The sequence below is a fragment of the Burkholderia sp. BCC1993 genome (assembly GCF_905339865.1).
GTDB lineage: Bacteria > Pseudomonadota > Gammaproteobacteria > Burkholderiales > Burkholderiaceae > Burkholderia.
This window is the reverse complement of sequence record NZ_CAJPGZ010000002.1, coordinates 99225-114766: the sequence shown is the minus strand read 5'-3', so window position 1 is coordinate 114766 and position 15542 is coordinate 99225. Positions and strand designations below refer to the sequence as shown.

14 protein-coding genes and 1 pseudogene are annotated in these 15542 nt (G+C 65.0%); 6 read left to right on the top strand and 9 right to left on the bottom strand.

All coding sequences use genetic code 11. The features are described 5' to 3' along the window. Positions 1 to 3 precede the first annotated feature (3 nt). Positions 4 to 996, top strand: coding sequence for a LysR substrate-binding domain-containing protein (locus tag U4Y91_RS03300; RefSeq protein WP_044845528.1), 993 nt, complete (start codon positions 4 to 6; stop codon positions 994 to 996). Positions 997 to 1348: 352 nt separating this feature from the next. Here the strand turns inward: U4Y91_RS03300 and U4Y91_RS03295 are convergent, their stop codons facing one another. The 3 genes from U4Y91_RS03295 to U4Y91_RS03285 form a co-directional block, all read right to left on the bottom strand. Beyond that, positions 1349 to 2266, bottom strand: coding sequence for an AEC family transporter (locus U4Y91_RS03295; RefSeq protein WP_044845527.1), 918 nt, complete (start codon positions 2264 to 2266; stop codon positions 1349 to 1351). Positions 2267 to 2280: 14 nt separating this feature from the next. Further along, the gene (locus U4Y91_RS03290) at positions 2281 to 2601 is read right to left on the bottom strand and encodes a hypothetical protein (protein WP_321803274.1); all 321 of its coding nucleotides are present in this window, start codon (positions 2599 to 2601) and stop codon (positions 2281 to 2283) included. Between the two features lie 178 nt (positions 2602 to 2779). Next, positions 2780 to 3520, bottom strand: a complete 741-nt coding sequence (locus U4Y91_RS03285; RefSeq protein WP_044845526.1) for a GntR family transcriptional regulator — start codon at positions 3518 to 3520, stop codon at positions 2780 to 2782. A gap of 158 nt (positions 3521 to 3678) precedes the next feature. Here U4Y91_RS03285 and U4Y91_RS03280 point away from each other — a divergent pair, with 158 nt between their 5' ends. Both U4Y91_RS03280 and U4Y91_RS03275 read left to right on the top strand, forming a co-directional pair. After that, positions 3679 to 5241, top strand: a complete 1563-nt coding sequence (locus U4Y91_RS03280; RefSeq protein WP_321803272.1) for a DASS family sodium-coupled anion symporter — start codon at positions 3679 to 3681, stop codon at positions 5239 to 5241. A 38-nt stretch (positions 5242 to 5279) separates the two neighbouring features. Continuing rightward, on the top strand, positions 5280 to 7688 hold the full coding sequence (locus U4Y91_RS03275) for a hypothetical protein (protein ID WP_321803270.1): 2409 nt from the start codon (positions 5280 to 5282) through the stop codon (positions 7686 to 7688). Between the two features lie 135 nt (positions 7689 to 7823). Here U4Y91_RS03275 and U4Y91_RS03270 read toward each other — a convergent pair. From U4Y91_RS03270 to U4Y91_RS03255, 4 genes and pseudogenes are all read right to left on the bottom strand, one after another. Continuing rightward, positions 7824 to 8287 (bottom strand): annotated as a pseudogene (locus U4Y91_RS03270) (transposase); the annotation flags it as partial. Between the two features lie 223 nt (positions 8288 to 8510). Then, on the bottom strand, positions 8511 to 9005 hold the full coding sequence (locus U4Y91_RS03265; RefSeq protein ID WP_052664668.1) for a PaaI family thioesterase: 495 nt from the start codon (positions 9003 to 9005) through the stop codon (positions 8511 to 8513). Continuing rightward, positions 8998 to 9855 (bottom strand): fumarylacetoacetate hydrolase family protein, encoded by an 858-nt coding sequence (locus U4Y91_RS03260; RefSeq protein ID WP_235879208.1) that lies wholly within the window; start codon positions 9853 to 9855, stop codon positions 8998 to 9000. The genes U4Y91_RS03265 and U4Y91_RS03260 overlap by 8 nt, the downstream gene beginning before the upstream one ends. A gap of 134 nt (positions 9856 to 9989) precedes the next feature. After that, positions 9990 to 10850: an ABC transporter substrate-binding protein gene (locus U4Y91_RS03255; protein ID WP_044845522.1), complete on the bottom strand. Its 861-nt coding sequence runs from the start codon at positions 10848 to 10850 to the stop codon at positions 9990 to 9992. A gap of 162 nt (positions 10851 to 11012) precedes the next feature. On the opposite strand from U4Y91_RS03255, the gene U4Y91_RS03250 reads away from it, so the two are divergent. From U4Y91_RS03250 to U4Y91_RS03240, 3 genes are all read left to right on the top strand, one after another. Then, positions 11013 to 11579 (top strand): cupin domain-containing protein, encoded by a 567-nt coding sequence (locus tag U4Y91_RS03250; protein WP_321803267.1) that lies wholly within the window; start codon positions 11013 to 11015, stop codon positions 11577 to 11579. After that, a complete protein-coding gene (locus U4Y91_RS03245; protein ID WP_044845520.1) occupies positions 11576 to 12505 on the top strand; it encodes a 3-keto-5-aminohexanoate cleavage protein in 930 nt (309 codons plus the stop codon). The genes U4Y91_RS03250 and U4Y91_RS03245 overlap by 4 nt, the downstream gene beginning before the upstream one ends. Positions 12506 to 12605: 100 nt before the next feature. Next, positions 12606 to 13847, top strand: a complete 1242-nt coding sequence (locus tag U4Y91_RS03240; protein ID WP_044845519.1) for an MFS transporter — start codon at positions 12606 to 12608, stop codon at positions 13845 to 13847. Between the two features lie 71 nt (positions 13848 to 13918). Here U4Y91_RS03240 and U4Y91_RS03235 read toward each other — a convergent pair whose 3' ends face one another. Continuing rightward, positions 13919 to 14602, bottom strand: a complete 684-nt coding sequence (locus tag U4Y91_RS03235) for a TetR/AcrR family transcriptional regulator (protein WP_044845518.1) — start codon at positions 14600 to 14602, stop codon at positions 13919 to 13921. Between the two features lie 226 nt (positions 14603 to 14828). Continuing rightward, complete coding sequence (locus tag U4Y91_RS03230) at positions 14829 to 15500, bottom strand: FadR/GntR family transcriptional regulator (RefSeq protein ID WP_321803264.1); 672 nt, start codon at positions 15498 to 15500, stop codon at positions 14829 to 14831. Positions 15501 to 15542: the final 42 nt, after the last annotated feature.

The window sequence follows — 15542 nt, the reverse complement described above, 5'->3', positions numbered from 1 at the left end:
TCCATGGCACGCCTCGACTGGTATATCAGGGTTAACTTGAAGTTCCGGCATTTGCAGCTTCTCGTCGCACTGGATGACTACCGGAACCTCAGCAAGGTGGCCGTCTTGCTCAACGTCACGCAGCCTGCGTTGTCAAAGTCACTGACCGACTTGCAAAGCGGGTTTGGTGTAACGTTGTTCGAACGCACCGGGCGTGGCCTGAAGCCGACCGAGTATGGGAGCGTGCTCATCCGGCATGCACGTCGGCTGCTCCAGGATCTCGCGGAAGCTGGCGACGAGCTACATGCGGCAGCGACCGGCACTGCACGCCGGCTGCGCATTGGCACGCTGCCAGCATCTGCGGCGTGGCTCTTGCCGCAGGCTCTGATCAGAATGAAGCAGCATGCGCCCGACGCGACGGTCTTCGTGCGAGAATCCACCATGGACGTGCTACTGACTGAGATGCGCGTTGGAAATCTCGATGTGATTGTCGGTACCCTGCCGGCTCGTCGATCCGGCCCGGATCTCGAAGAGAAGCAACTGTTCAACGACGCCACGGCCGTGGTGGTACGTCGAGGCCACCCGCTTGCAGTACGGGACCGTGTTCAGTGGAAGGACGTGAGCGGCTTTCCATGGATCCTGCCACCGCGTGACTCCCTTCTACGACAACCTCTGATTGTCGCTTTCAGTGCTCACGGGTTGGAACCGCCCGTAGATCATGTGGAGACGCTGTCGTTGAATGTCGTGCTGGAATTCGTGCGGGAGACTGAGACGATCGCAACCCTGCCAATGACGCTTGCGCGGCGCCTTGAGCAGAACAATGAGATCGCAATCCTGCCATTGCAATTGTCACGCCTCGTTCGACCGGTCGGTATGCTCTGGTTGTCGGGCCAGCCGCCCTCGGCGTCACGCGATCTCTTGCTTCAATGCCTTGACGAAGTGGGCCAACAACTCGCCCGTGGCCCCGCATCGATCGGCATCAGCTATCTAACCTCAATTTCGCAAGATAAACCTTAATTATTTATATGGACCGACAAGGATTTGTCGGAATTGGATTTTTCTGGCTGTCGTACCGATCGAGCCTCCTTCAGAATCGTCCCCAACCCTATCCCGCGCGCCCAAGTCGGCCCTCGACGCCGGCTTAGCGCTCCTCGCCTCCGACGATTTGAAAAGTGTGCTGATTATGCTGTCGGCCGATAGGGTGCTGCGCGCCCCCTTGTCAGCCGCCCCGGCCAACCAATTCTTGGTTTTTTTGACTCCCAGGAACGAGAAACTCTGCGGACATGCATTTCGGTGCCAGATACAAGCCTGTTGAGTTGTAAGCGAGGGGCCTTTTGCATTTCACCACACCGCTTCGCGCAAATTCAGTTCAACCGTGGAACACGAGCAGCACCAACGGCATCGTGACGGTCGCAAGCGCCGTCTGTACCGTAATGATGCCGGCCGACAACCGGTGATCGCCGCCGAGCAGCTTCGCCATGATGTAGGCGGACGGTGTGCACGGCAGTGAATTGAACAGCACGATCGTCGTGAGTGCCGGGCCCCGGATGCCCAGGCTGAAACCGATCCAGAAAGTCAGCACCGGCACGAGCAGCAACTTGATCACCGACGACTGGAACACGGGGCCACGCGCCGCCTTCGCGGCCTTCACGTCGAGGCCCGCCCCCACCGCGAGCAACCCGAGCGGCAGCGACGCGGCGCCGAGAATCGACAGCACGCTCGATATCACCGCCGGCAAACCGAGCCCGCCGAGATTGAACGCGGCGCCGAGGACGACCGACATGATGACCGGATTCCTCAGCAGCGCGCCGCCGATCTGCCATGCCGACGGCGCACCGCCACGACCGTGGTGCATCAGGATAATGATCGACGCGACGTTCAGCAGCGGTATCGCGACCGCGATGCTGATCGACGTGAGCGTCAGTCCGACGCTTCCGTACAACGCCGCGGCCGCGGCAACACCCACATACGTATTCGGCCGTAACGCCCCCTGGATCACCGACGAGAACACGGCCCCCGGCTGCCGGCTCCACGCTCGCCACGCATACAGCAGCGCCGCGCTCGCGCCCACCGCGCCGAGGATCGCGACCGCGATCGGCCGCACCGGAAACTGCGTCAGATTGGCTTTCGCGACCTGGCTGAACATCAGCGCGGGAAACATGTAGTAGTAGTTCAGCGTTTCGCACGGCAGCCAGAATTCGTCCGGCAGCAGGCGACGCTGCCGCAGCACGAATCCCGCCAGGATCAGCACGAAGATCGGCACCAGCGCGCCCAGTACATTCTGCATCGGCTGCGCTCCCGTCACGCGAAGACCGGCGTCTTCGCATGCACGCGCGCACCATGGACGCCGACGAACGCGGTCATTGCGCGTTCATCCAGCGGCGCACGGGCTCGCGTGAACGGCACGTTGCCGACCGCGCAGTCGATCGCCACCGCGACCGGCGCCATCACGGCGCCCCGGACGCCGGGCGCCGCTGGACGCGGCAGCGCCAGCGTCCCGAGCCGGATCGCGCCGAACAGCAGGTGGCGCGCGACGGTCATGCCCGAACGATGCGATGCAAGAAGCCTTTCAGCGGGATTCGACACCGTTCCGAGCGTCGCGATGATGCTGGTCTTCGACATTTTTCTGGTCCGATGAATTCGGTGCACAGAAATATGACAGAAGCGTGAAATTCCCAGAAAGAATAAAAAATTTGAAATCTAGATCGAAAGGTAATTTATGAAAGCCGCATGGGCGCCTTGTCCGGTTCGATCGACTGCGCGCCGGAGCAGCGTCGCAAGCCGTGACCGACGGCACGCTTCAACCGACAAAGCGTGCCTCGACACCGCTTCGGACCACCAGATCGAAGCGCTCGGGCCGAATATGAAACACCGTGGATTCACACGTGCGGCCGTCCGCCAGCCGCGACGTGCGCCGCAGCACGAGCAGCGGCGCGTGTTTGTCGGCCTTGAGCCGGGCCGCGACATCGTCCGGCGCGGCCATGGCCGTCACCGACATGTCGGCATCCGTGATGCGCCAGCCGAGCAGGCTCTCCAGCACCTCGTAGGTCGACATGCGCTCGGCCTGCTCGAACGTGACGGCTCCGGCGTCGGGCAGCAGGCAGGTCTGCGCGAGCGCGACGGGTTCGTCGTCGACCCAGTGCAGGCGTTCGAGATAGATGCAGCGCGTGACGTCGGCGGCAAATGCGTGCCGCAAGCCCGGCGGCACGTCGCACGTTTCCATGCGCAGCAATTCCATCCGCGCCCGCGCGCCCTGCGCGGCGATCGAATCGTGCAGCCCGCGCAGCACATCGAGTCGATGCCGCAGCCGCTGCTTCGCGGCGAACGTCCCTTTGCCCTGCTTGCGCTCGACGATGCGCGCGTCGCTCAGCCGATCGAGCGCGAGCCTGACGGTCACGCGGCTCACCTGAAAACGCTCGCTCAACTGCGCCTCGGACGGCAGCTTGCCGGTCGGCTCGTACACACCGCGCTCGATCTCGTCGCGCAGCGTCGTCGCAAGCTGCTCGTAAAGCGATGTCGTGTCGTCACGCACCAGCGTCATCGATCCTTCCTCGTCGTGCTGGGTTCGCGCTATGCGCGTTTCCCGATATCGATATGAAAAGCAATTGGAATGCTCAACTTGTATTAATACGTATTATCACATCTCGACAGACTGTCGGGGCCGCGATTCGGGGTCCCGATGCCCCGGGGAGCATACCAGTGACTGAAAACGCAATCGGCACGCCGCCGCTCGATGGCGTGCAGGGCAGCCGGCCGACACGGGCCGAAGCGGCCACGGCGCCGCGCATCGATCCGCACGCGGCGGGACGATCGCGCGGCGCGCAGCGGCGTGCCGCGATCGGCTTTGCCGCCGCGTGGCTGGCGTTCTTCGCGATCGCCTGGTGGTTGCCCGCGCCCGCGCATCTTTCCGCCGAGGGCCGGGCGACGCTCGCGGTCGTCGCGTGGGTCGCGATCGTCTGGATCACCGAGGCGATTCCCGTCGGCGTGAGCGGCATCCTGCTGCCGATGCTGCTCGTGCTGTCGCATGCGAGCCCGTCGTTTCCGAAGGCGGCCAGCGGCTTCGCCGCGCCCGTCGTGTTCCTGTGCCTCGCCGCGTTCCTGTTCTCCGCGATCATGCAGGCGAGCGGGCTCGACCGGCGCATCGCCCTGCTGCTGCTCGATCGCCTGAAGGTGCGCACGGCCAACGGCGTGATCTGGGCGATGTTCGCGGTGAACTGCGTGATGGCGCTCGTCGTGCCGGCCGCGAACGCACGCGCGGCCACGCTGCTGCCGGTCACGAACGGCATCGTCCGGCTGTTCGGCGAATCGCCGCGCGAACGCGCCGCGCGCAAGGCGATCGTGATCCAGACGCTCGTGTACGGCGCGATGATCAGCGGCATGTGCATCCTCACCGCGCATCTGCCGAACATGGTCGTATCCGGCCTGCTCGAGAAGCAGCTCGGCATCCGGATCTCCTATCTGACGTGGCTGAAACTGCAGTGGCCGTATCTCGGGATGTTCGCGATCACGCAGGCCTGGGTGCAGTTCCATTTCCGCTCGCGCGCCGTCGCGCTTCCCGGCGGCCCCGGCGCGATCGCGGCGATGCGCCGTACGCAACCGCCCGCCGCACGCAACGACTGGGCCGTGCTCGCGCTGTTCGCGGCCGTCGCCGTGTTATGGGCGACCGAGCCGCTCCATCACCTGCCGTCGGAAATCGTCGCGCTGATCGCGCTGGCGCTGTTGTTCGCACCCGGCGTGCTGCGCTTCGGCTGGGCCGAGGTCGAGCAGCGGACGATCTGGGGCACGCTGTTCCTGCTGGCCGGTGCGCTGTCGCTGTCGTCGGCGATCAGTGCGTCCGGGCTCGCGAACTGGGCCGCCGATCACATCTACGTCGCCGCGCGCGGTCACGGCTGGTGGCTCGCGATCGCCATCGTGATGCTCGGCACGCACGTGATCCGCATCGGCATGCTGTCGAACGTCGCGGCCGTCACGATGATCGCGCCGATCGCGCTCGCGCTGGCGCCGCGCCTCGGGCTGCATCCGGTCGCGTTCACGATGCTCGTCAGCGACACCGACAGCTTCGCTTATCTGCTGCCCACGCAGATCACCGCCGGCGTCATCGCGTACAGCAGCGGCGCGTTCTCGACGGCCGACTACGCGAAGGTCGGCGCGGTATCGGTGCTGATCGCGATCGTCTATGGCCTCTGCGTGATCGCGCCGTGGTATGCGTACATGGGCATCCCCGTCTGGGACGCGAGCGCGCCCTGGCCGTTCGCGCATTGAAGCACGCCGCTTTCCAACGACATAATTTTGCATTCCTCATGAATGAATCCAAGAACTTCCCCGATTCCGTCGCTGCCCGCGCTGCCGCGCTGCGCGACCGCCTGGGCCCGCACGTTGCACCCGCAGGCCTGTACGAACGCCACAAGCGCCTGCCGTTCGCCGGACGCGTGCATTGCAACGTCACGCGCCTCGAAGCCGGCGAGTGGAGCGAGATCGTGCTCGACTACGAGGTCGGCTCGTCCGGCATCGCCGACGGCGGCTGGCTGAAGGCCACCTTCAAGTTCTATTCCGACTGGGCGCTGTTCCAGACGAGCGACCCGGGCGCCGCGAACTACATCAGCGCCGAATACCATGCGGCACCGCTCGTGCCGGGCCAGAGCCCGGCCACCGTGCAGGCGCTGAACGTGCGCTTCGACCAGAAGGGGCACGAGCGGCCGTTCCAGAAGGCGGTGATCGTCGACGTCGTCGACGGCTACGTGAACGCCGGCGACCGGATCGTGATCCGTCTCGGCGATCGCCGTCGCGGCCCCGGCACGCGCGTGCAGACCTTCGCCGAGGACAACTTCCGGTTCCGGCTCTACGTCGATCCGTTGGGCACGTCGCGTTTCGTCGCGGTGCCCGGCGACGTCTCGATCGACATCCGCGCGGGCGCGCCGTCCGACGTGCTGCTGAACGGCCCGCGCTTCGTGCGGCCGGGCACCCGTGCGCCATTCCGGCTGTCGCTGCAGGACCGCTGGGGCAATGCGTGCCGCGACGTCGGCGGCACCGCGCGCGTCGTTGCATATGACGCGCAAGGCGAAGCCGTCTACCGGCGCGAACACGCGCTGCCCGAGGCGGGATTCGCGAGCTGCCCGGTCGACGACCTGCCGGTCGACGCCGGCACGCTGCGCATCGAGGCCGACGTGCCCGCGCGGCCGGACGTGCGCGCAGCCGAAGCGTGGCTGACGGTCGACGCATCGTTGCCGGTACCGCGCGCGCTGTATGCGGATCTCCATGTGCATGCGCACGACACGGTCGGCACCAACAGCCCCGAGTACAACGCACGCTACGCACGCGACATCGGCGGCATCGACGTGCTCGGCTATACCGCGAACGATTTCCAGATCACCGACGAGAACTGGCAGCTCGGCGTCGACGCGGTCGAGCGCTTCAACGAGCCGGGCCGCTTCGTCGTGTATCCGGTGCAGGAATGGTGCGGCAGCTCGACCGCGGGCGGCGACCATAACGTGGTGTTCCTCGGCGACGCGCGACCGGATTTTCCGTACAACGCGCGCGGCGAACACAACCGTACGCTGGTCTGGAACGAGGACATGAAAGGCCATGCGGTCGAGCTCGGCCGCTGGCCCGTCGAGGAACTGTGGGATGCGTATGCGGACGATGCCGCGCAGCATCTGGTGATGCCGCACGTGGGCGGCCGCCGCTACATCCCCGACTGGCACCATCCCGAACTCGAACGGCTCGTCGAGATCGCGTCGTCGTGGGGGCACTTCGGCTGGCTGTACCAGGACGTGATCGCACGCGGCTACCGGCTCGGCGTCGCGGCCAGCGGCGATGAACATCGCGGCCGACCGGGTGGCGGCGCGCCCGGCGTGCAGGTGTTCGGTGTGCACGGCGGGCTGACGGGTGTGCTCGCCGACGTGCTCGATCGCAAGCACGTCGGCGAGGCGCTGCGCGCGCGTCGCACCTGGGCGACCACCGGCGAGCACAGTGCGCTGCTCGTGCGTTGCGGCGATCACTGGCAAGGCGATGCGTTCGCGCATCGCGGGCCGGCGCGGTTCGACTACCGGCTGCTCGGCCAGTCCGGCTGGGAATACGTGGCCGCGTACGATCACGAAGGACTGGTGTGGGAACGCAACCTGCATGCGGAACTCGGCTACGCGGATCGCCTGATCCGCGTGCGCTGGGGCGGCGCCCGCATCCGGGACCGCTATCGCTGGGCCGCGTGGCGCGGCCGGATCCGCGTCGTCAACGGCACGATCCACCGCTTCGGATCGAACGGCTTCGAGCATGTCGAGGAGTCGGCATGGCGTACCGGCGCGACCGACGTCGAGTTCCGCAGCGACACCTATGGTGATGCGGACAGTATCGAGCTCGACATCGGCAATCTCGCCGACGCGACGATCGTGGTCGAAGGCACGATCGACAGCTTCGCGAAGGTCGGCGATCCGCTGCAGCGCAATCCATTCGTGCACGCACCGACGTTCCGCTTCGAAATCAGCGGCGCGGACCTGCTCGCGCAGGGTGCGGCGACACACGAACTCGGCGGCACGGAGCTATTCGTCGCGGTCGAACGGCTGACCGACAAGCCGCTTCCCGTCGATCTCGCGGGCAGCATCGAAGTCGCGGCGGAAAATGCCTCGTTCGGATTCCGCCCCGTCTATTTCTTCGGGCGGCAGCGCAACGACAGCAAGGCGTGGTCGTCTGCTCAGTTCGTCACGTTCGAGTGAGGAGCTTTCGCACTCCGTCGCAATCAACGTGCTTTCAACCCGTCAGCAAGGTGTTCATGTAGGTACGGCGAACAACAACCTCCGGGTTTCTGGACACAATTGGATGACGACCTATTGCACCAAGCGCTGTCAGGCGTGCACGCGTCGATAACCGTATCGAACACGGGTCTGCGCAATCTCACGCATGCGTTGACGCAGCGCCGTTTGCGGATCCTTGACGCTGCGATAGTAGTGGGTGCTGCGAGCCTGCCTGACCAACCGGCACACCCGCTGCGTCGGTAGACCGTAGTGACCCATGATGTAGCTCACGGCCTGTCTCTTCAGCGCGGGCGCGGCCACTTTTTTGTGGCGATATCCTGCAGGATGGCCTTGTCCAGACTGAGTTCCGCAACCAGCATCTTGAGTCGTTCGTTCTCGTCCTGGAACTGCTTCAGTTCGCGGACCTGGTTTGACTCCAGCCCCGCGTACTGCTTCTTCCATCGGTAATACGTCTGCTCGGATATTCCCAGTTGCCGAACCAGATCCGCCACTGACACGCCCAGCTCAGCCTGCTTGAGCGCGGCCAAGATCTGCTCCACCGAATATTGCGTGCGCTTCATCGTCAACCTGCCGTTCCTACTGGGGAAATTGCCGCCGAAACACTAACACTCATTCGTGTCCGGGATTTATAGAGCAGATCACCAAGATCTTGCCGATGATCCAGCACCGGGAAAGCAAGATCCTGTTGCCTGCATCGTTCCATACCCCGGTCGTTGCCCGATCCGCACAGCCCAGCGACTAAGCTACCACTACGGGTACGGCCACGCCGCACCCGTCGCGCGATCAGCGACGCACATCGAACACCGCGAACGGAGCCGTCGCCGTAGCAATGCAGCGTGTCCTCGTCGCGTCGTACAGCTCGCCTCCCGCGAACGCCACGCGCCCGCCACGCCGCTTGACGCGCGCGTTGGCCACGAACTCACCGACGTGTCCGGGTTCGAGCATGTTGACCGTCAGGCTGATCGTCGCGCACGTGCGCCCGTGCGGCAATTCCGACAGCAGTGCAAGCGCCATCGCGAAATCGAGCATCGACGCGAGGGTGCCCCCCGCCACGACGCCGTTGCCCTGCACCGAGTGCTCAGGCGCCGTGAAACCAATGGACAGTACCCCCGCGCTCCCCGCCAGTAATGTGGCACCGAGCGACGTCAGCGCCGGATTCATGTCGAGCTTGATGTTCCGGGCCTGCGTCGACAGAAGCGCATGAAGCAATGCGCGATCAGGGTTGTCGGGAATCCCAGCGTGGTCGCGGAACTCCGTGTTCGGCAGCGGATCACTCATGATGATGTGCAATGCAAACCTGGCGTTGACGCCCCAGCCCCTCGATCTCGCCCTCCATCACATCGCCGTCCCGCAGAAAGCGACCATAGTGCGTGCCGTTGCCCGCCGGCGAGCCGGTGCAGATGATGTCGCCGGGCAACAGCCGCGCATAGCGGGAGATGTACTCGATCTGCCGTTCGATGCCGAACAGCATGTCCGCAGTGGTCTCGTCCTGCATCGTCTGGCCCGATACGGTCAGCCGCATCGACAACCGGTGGGGATCGGACACGAACTGCTTCGGCACGAGATACGGACCCAGCGGCAGGAAACCGGGCTGCCCTTTCGAACGGAGCCAGTCGGTGCCGAGCATCTTGTAGTCGGTGCGCGGAATCAGATCGCGCGCGGAGATATCGTTGACGATCGTGTAGCCCGCCACGTGGTCAAGCGCATGCTCGCGGTCGATCATGTACCCGCCGCGCCCGATCACCACGGCCAGCTCGAGCTCCCAGTCCGGCTTCGTCGTGGTCGGCGGCAGCACCAGCGGATCGAACGCGCCGGACACCGCGGACACTGGCTTCGTAAAGACGTACGGCTCGCCGTTCGCCACCCGTTCGTCCATCATGTTCTCGGCCCAGCGGCGCAACTCCGCATCGTTCAGCCCTTCTGGCCCGACCTTTGCATCGACGGTGAGGTCGACCACATGCTTGCGGTAATTGGCACCGGTGCAGAAGATTTGGCGCGGCAGGTCGATCGCTGGATGCGTATGTAGCTCGCGCAACGCATACCAGCGCACGCCGTCTACCGACATCGCGTCGACGATGCGCGCGAGCTTCGGCTGGTTGTCATCCCACGCATCGAGCAGCGACAGCACGGTCGTCGAATCATTAAACGAACGATCGCCGACCGACGCGGCGGCCTGCGCCAGCGGCGCGACGCGATCGTCGACGACGAGCCCGGCGAAGCGGGCGCCATCGCCCGCGGAAAACGTACCCAATGCATATCGCTTCACTGATCTTCTCCCACCCAACCCTCGATTAACGAATCATCGACGACCGCCGCATGGTCGTCCTCACCGCCCGCGAGCCCCAGTGCGCGTCGATGCTCGACCAGCAATGCAACACCCGCGCGATCTGGACGCAACGACTCGGGCGCGGTGGCCAGCATCGCGTCAGCGGCTGCCAGCGGCAGGCCGCCCGCAAGCACCGCGCGCGTGGCGCGTTCGGCATCTCCGGCAACGATCAGACGTGCTCGCTCGAGATTGGCAAGCCAGGCGACAACGCGGGCACGAGCCGTGCAACCGGCGCGCATCACGACGCCCTGCCCGGGAAATTCGGGATAGGCCTCCTGAACGCTGGCGAGGGGAGTCAGGCCAGACCGAACTGCCAGCGCATCGAACGGCGGCCCCAGCAACGTCGCCGCACCCTGTCCGGCCACCAACGCGTCGAACCGCTCCTTCACACCGCCGCACGGGACGAGCCGGTACGCATCGTCCGCCAATCCTGCGTCGCGCAGCAGCATGCGCAGCGCCACGACGAATCCGTTGTCGACAGCGTCGACGAGGATGTCGGTGTCGCGCAGATCGCCCAGCGTGGCTCGCGATGGCTGCCCGACGACGCTCAACGGCGTCGTCCTCTCGATCTGGGCCACCACGCGAAAATCGCGCGGCCCGGCGCGGCGGTTCCAGCCGATCACGTTGTCCATCGACGTGACGACCGCGTCGACGTCACCGGACACGAGCGCATCGAATTGCTCGTCGGATGAGCGGTTGCGACGCGCGTCGACGCGGATCGCGCCCGGCTCGCTGCCCGCTACGAGGGCGAGCAACGGTGGCACGAACCACATCACGCGCACGGGTGTTGTCTCCATGAATTTCACTCTAGTTGTCTATCGATGGCGTCTATTACAAAACGTATCGTTTCGTTTTGTCAAGAAGATCTCAAGCCAGAATTTACGCGCCTTTCCCCTATTGACACACCGTCGACGCTCATTAACGATACGATACGATTCGACTCGTTAATGGAGAGAAACATGGAGGCAACATTGATGGCTGACCACGCGCGACAGGCGGACGTCGACGACTATCGGCCGGTCCGGCGCATCGTCACGGGTACGCGCGCCGACGGCAAGTCCTGCATCGTGTCCGACGGACCTACGCCGAACCGGACCACGCGCAAGGGGTTGCCGCTCGCGCATGTCGTCTGGGCGACCGGCGACGCGCGGGCGGCGGGCGACGAGCCAGCGCCGGCCGGACACGCATTCGGTTTCCATTCGAAAGGCGGCTCGCTGCTGCGTATCGTCGATTTTCCGCCGGACGAAACGTACGACGAAACGCAGCTCGCCCAGTTTCTCGACGCGAGCGGTGTGCGCGACACGCGCGGTGCGCGGCATTTCTGGTTCCACAAGACCGAATCGCTCGACTACGCGATCGTCCTCGACGGCGAGATCTGGGCGCTGCTCGACGAAGGCGAGACGCTGATGCGCGCGGGCGACGTGCTCGTACAGCGAGCGACGAACCACAGCTGGGCGAACCGCTCGGGCAAGCCGTGCCGCATGGCGTTCGTGCTGCTCGATCTCGTCGAAGGAGAGCCGCTGTGAGCAAGGCGATCATTACCTGTGCAGTGACCGGCGGCGCGCATACGCCGTCCATGTCCGAATTCCTTCCGGTGACGCCCGAGCAGATCGCGGCCGAATCGATCGCCGCCGCCGAAGCGGGCGCAGCGATCATTCACCTGCACGCCCGCGACCCCGAAACGGGGCGTCCGTCCGGCGATCCCGCGCTGTTCCGGCGCTTCGTGTCCGCAATCAAGTCGTCGACGGACGCGGTGATCAACATCTCGACGGGCGGCGGCGGCCCGAACATGGTGATCGCCGAACGCGCGGCTGCGGGAGAAGCGCTCAAGCCGGAAATGTGCTCGCTCAACATGGGGTCGATCAATCTGGTGCTGTCCGAGATGGCCGAACGCGACCGCGCGTGGCGCCACGACTGGGAAGTACCGTTTCTCCAGGCCACGCGCGGCCTCGTGTTCCGGAACACCTTCGAGGACATCGAATGGATTCTCGAGCACGTCGGCCGCGCCGGCGGCACGCGCTTCGAGTTCGAATGCTACGACGTGGGGCACCTGTATACGCTGCACCACTTCCTGGAAAGAGGCCTGGTCAAACCGCCGCTCTTCATCCAGTCGGTGTTCGGTCTGCGTGGCGCGATGGGCGCGCACGTGGAGGATCTGCTGCACCAGAAGCGCACAGCGGACCGGCTGTTCGGCAACGACTACCACTGGTCGGTGTTGGCTGCCGGGAAGCACCAGATGCCGCTCGCGACGATGTCGAGCCTGATGGGTGGCAACGTGCGGGTCGGACTCGAAGACAGCCTGTACATCGGGCGAGGACAACTCGCCCGCAGCAATGCAGATCAGGTCCGGAAAATTCGCCGAATTCTCGACGAACTCGGCATCGAAATCGCCACGCCCGACGAAGCGAGAGCAATGCTGGACCTGAAGGGCGCCGATCAGGTCGGGTTCTAGCTGCGCGCGCATCGCACGGGCACGACGCCGTAGCGCGCCGCCCGTGCCGATGCGCGTCGATCGTTCACGGCGCATCGCACACCACAATATTGGAGACATCATGGCAAACGCACTTCCCGAAGGACACGCGCCGCGCGTCGCCGGCAACGTACACGGATGGTTGCTGATGGCGAGCTGCTGGCTCGCATCGACCGGCGCCGTGCTGATCGCACCGGTTCTTCCGCTGATGCGCCACGACTATGCGCAGGTACCGCAGGCGGAGCTGCTCACTGTGATCGCGCTCGTGATTCCCGCGCTGATGATTGCGCTGTTCAGCCCGCTCGTCGGCTCGCTGGTCGATCTGTTCGGCCGAAAACCGCTGTACCTCGCGGCCGTCGCGATCTACGGCATCGCCGGCGTGCTGCCGTTCTGGCTGAAGGACCTGCATGCGATCGTCGCATCGCGCGCCGTGATCGGGCTCGCGGAAGCGGCGATCGTTACCATCGCTACCGCACTCGTCGCCAACTACTTCAGCGGCGTGCGGCGACAAAAATGGCTGACCATGCAGCACGCATCGGCGTCAGTTGTCGCGGCCGTGATGTTCTCGGTCGGCGGGGCGCTCGGCAGCCTCGCAACCGGATGGCGGACGCCGTTCCTCGTCTACGGTTGCGCGTTCGCGTTTCTCCCGCTGATCGCATGGCTGATCTGGGAACCGGAGCAAGCAACGACAACGCAACGTCCCGCACACGCGTTGCCGTTCCCGTGGCGCGAGATCGGCCCGCTCTGCGCGCTGATCCTGTTCGCGTCGGTCCTGTTTTTCGTCGTGCCGGTACAGATCAGCTTTCTGCTCAATGCGCGCGGCGTGACCGAACCAGCGATTCTCGGCCTGGGCGGCGCGATCGCCAACGCAGGCATTCCGGTCGGCTCGTTCGTCTTTCACCGGTTCGCACGTGTCGCGATCAACCGGCTCCTGGTCGCCGCATTCGGCCTGTTCACGGTGGGCTTCGTCGTGATCGCTTCGTTCAGCGGCGTGAGCGCCACGATCGCGGGTGCATTTCTCGCGGCCGCGGGTGGCGGCATGGCGCTGCCGCTGCTCGGAACCTGGACGCTGGCACGTGTACCGTTCGAGCAGAGCGGCCGCGCGACGGGCGGTTACATGGGGGCGTTCTTCTTCGGCAACTTTCTGAGCCCGCTCGTCGTGGAGGTCGTGTCGAAGCTGACAGGCGGGCTCTTTGCGGCGGTCGCCTGGCTGGCGCTTGTATCTGCCATCGCGACCACGACCGTCCTGATCCTCACGCTCGCGCGGCGCGGGCCGACTGAATCCGTGCATGCAGCGCAGGAAGGACGCGTATCGCTCGGATGATGCCGTCCCGGCCCGCATTTGGCGGCCGGGCCCGCGCGATCGGGACGAACTGCAATTGAGTGTTGCCCGCCTCAACGCGCGGCGGCTTTTTTCGATACGGCACCGCGCTTGAGTTGGGCGCTCAGTTCGGCGACGTCCGGTGGTTCGACGCCGAGCAGACCGAACACGTAGCCGAGATGTTCCCGCGCGAAATGGTCGTCCAGCGTACCGGTGCCGACCAACAACCGCATATACACCGGCGCATACAGAAGTTCGCCGAGCGTCTCGATGTTCGGTGGCGTCGGAATGCGCGCGTCGTTGCGCCATTCCTCCAGCATTTCCCGCACGAGCGCGCGCCGCCCATAGTGAAAGCGCTCGCGGAACTCGCGCAGCACGGCGGGATCGGCCTGGCCTTCGGCGATGATCTGCGCGACGATCCGCCCCGACCATCCCGCATACTCGTGTATCAGCGACAGAAGATGCATCGCAATCGCCTTGCCGGGCGGCAGATCACGCGGCATCGGCGTTTTCACCACGTGGTGCTCGATGAACGCATCAATCACGACCAGCGCTTTCGAATCCCACCAGCGATAGATAGTCGCCTTGCCGACTCCCGCTTCCTTCGCAATGGCTTCGATCGAGATGGCCTGCACGGTGCGCGTTTCGAGCAAACGCACCGTGGCCGCGAGAATCTGCGTGCGCGTTTCCTCGCTGCGCGGGCGGCCTACGCCTCGTGGAGCAGGTACGGTGACGGGAGACTGGGCTTGTGTCTTCATGAAGGAAACTGATTGACGGCGAATGACAGATAGCATGCCCGCACTGCGGCATGACGACAAAGAATGCCGGACAGGGGCGCGGTATGCACATGGCAGCGCGAATTATAAGACACATCGTATCTTAATTATCGGCGCGATAGGTTAGCGATCTGCAGCGATAGCGGCCTCGGCTGAGGAACCCCACCGCAAACGGCGGGCGTGGCGCGCGTCGTCGCCGGCCCGCAGGTCAGCGCAGGCCGAACAAATGTGTCCTCACCGCGCGCAGATGCTCGCGCATTGCGTCTTCCGCCTTGCCTGGATTGTGCGAGCGGATACTCTCGACGATCGCGATGTGCGCCTTGTCCGTCGTCTGCTTCGGCGTCGGCGCATGTCCGTACACCTCCTCGATCCGTGCGTCGAGACTCGCCTTCACCCACGAGCGCAACACGTCGTACATCATCACGAGCAGCGCATTGTGGGTGGCCTCGGCGATGGTTCGGTGAAGCGTTTCGTCGAGGCGTTTCCAGTGGGAAAACGAATCGGTCGCCGCCATGTCGGCAAGGCAGCGATCGAGCGCCGCGATGTCGGCCGCCGTCGCGTGAATCGCGGCCTGCCCCGCCAGTTGCGGCTCGAGCAGCAGCCGCGCGGCGATGATGTCGTCAACGCTGATCGACGTGGCCGCATGCTTGTCGTCGACCGCCATCGGCCGCGGCCCGACGAATGTTCCTTTGCCGACATGGCGCCAGATGAGCCCCTCGTTCTCGAGATGCTTGAGCATCGTACGCAGGCGCCCGCGCGACACGCCGAGCACGTCGCAAAGCTTCGGCTCCGGCGGCAGACGCTCTTCCCCGCGCTGAAATGCGCGATGCACGTATTCGCGCAGCCGGGCCACGTCGTCTTCGATCACTCCCACCCGCATTCCACCTTCCCGTTCGCATTGATGCGCAATCTTAGCGGCACT

What these genes read in the sequence shown, in the direction of transcription:
- U4Y91_RS03235 (WP_044845518.1), bottom strand. Translation starts at nt 14,602, where the DNA reads ATGAAGACACAAGCCCAGTCTCCCGTCACCGTACCTGCTCCACGAGGC.
- U4Y91_RS03290 (WP_321803274.1), bottom strand. Translation starts at nt 2,601, where the DNA reads ATGTCGAAGACCAGCATCATCGCGACGCTCGGAACGGTGTCGAATCCC.
- U4Y91_RS03265 (WP_052664668.1), bottom strand. Translation starts at nt 9,005, where the DNA reads ATGAGTGATCCGCTGCCGAACACGGAGTTCCGCGACCACGCTGGGATT.
- U4Y91_RS03230 (WP_321803264.1), bottom strand. Translation starts at nt 15,500, where the DNA reads ATGCGGGTGGGAGTGATCGAAGACGACGTGGCCCGGCTGCGCGAATAC.
- U4Y91_RS03240 (WP_044845519.1), top strand. Translation starts at nt 12,606, where the DNA reads ATGGCAAACGCACTTCCCGAAGGACACGCGCCGCGCGTCGCCGGCAAC.
- U4Y91_RS03250 (WP_321803267.1), top strand. Translation starts at nt 11,013, where the DNA reads ATGGAGGCAACATTGATGGCTGACCACGCGCGACAGGCGGACGTCGAC.
- U4Y91_RS03285 (WP_044845526.1), bottom strand. Translation starts at nt 3,520, where the DNA reads ATGACGCTGGTGCGTGACGACACGACATCGCTTTACGAGCAGCTTGCG.
- U4Y91_RS03275 (WP_321803270.1), top strand. Translation starts at nt 5,280, where the DNA reads ATGAATGAATCCAAGAACTTCCCCGATTCCGTCGCTGCCCGCGCTGCC.
- U4Y91_RS03295 (WP_044845527.1), bottom strand. Translation starts at nt 2,266, where the DNA reads ATGCAGAATGTACTGGGCGCGCTGGTGCCGATCTTCGTGCTGATCCTG.
- U4Y91_RS03300 (WP_044845528.1), top strand. Translation starts at nt 4, where the DNA reads ATGGCACGCCTCGACTGGTATATCAGGGTTAACTTGAAGTTCCGGCAT.
- U4Y91_RS03255 (WP_044845522.1), bottom strand. Translation starts at nt 10,850, where the DNA reads ATGGAGACAACACCCGTGCGCGTGATGTGGTTCGTGCCACCGTTGCTC.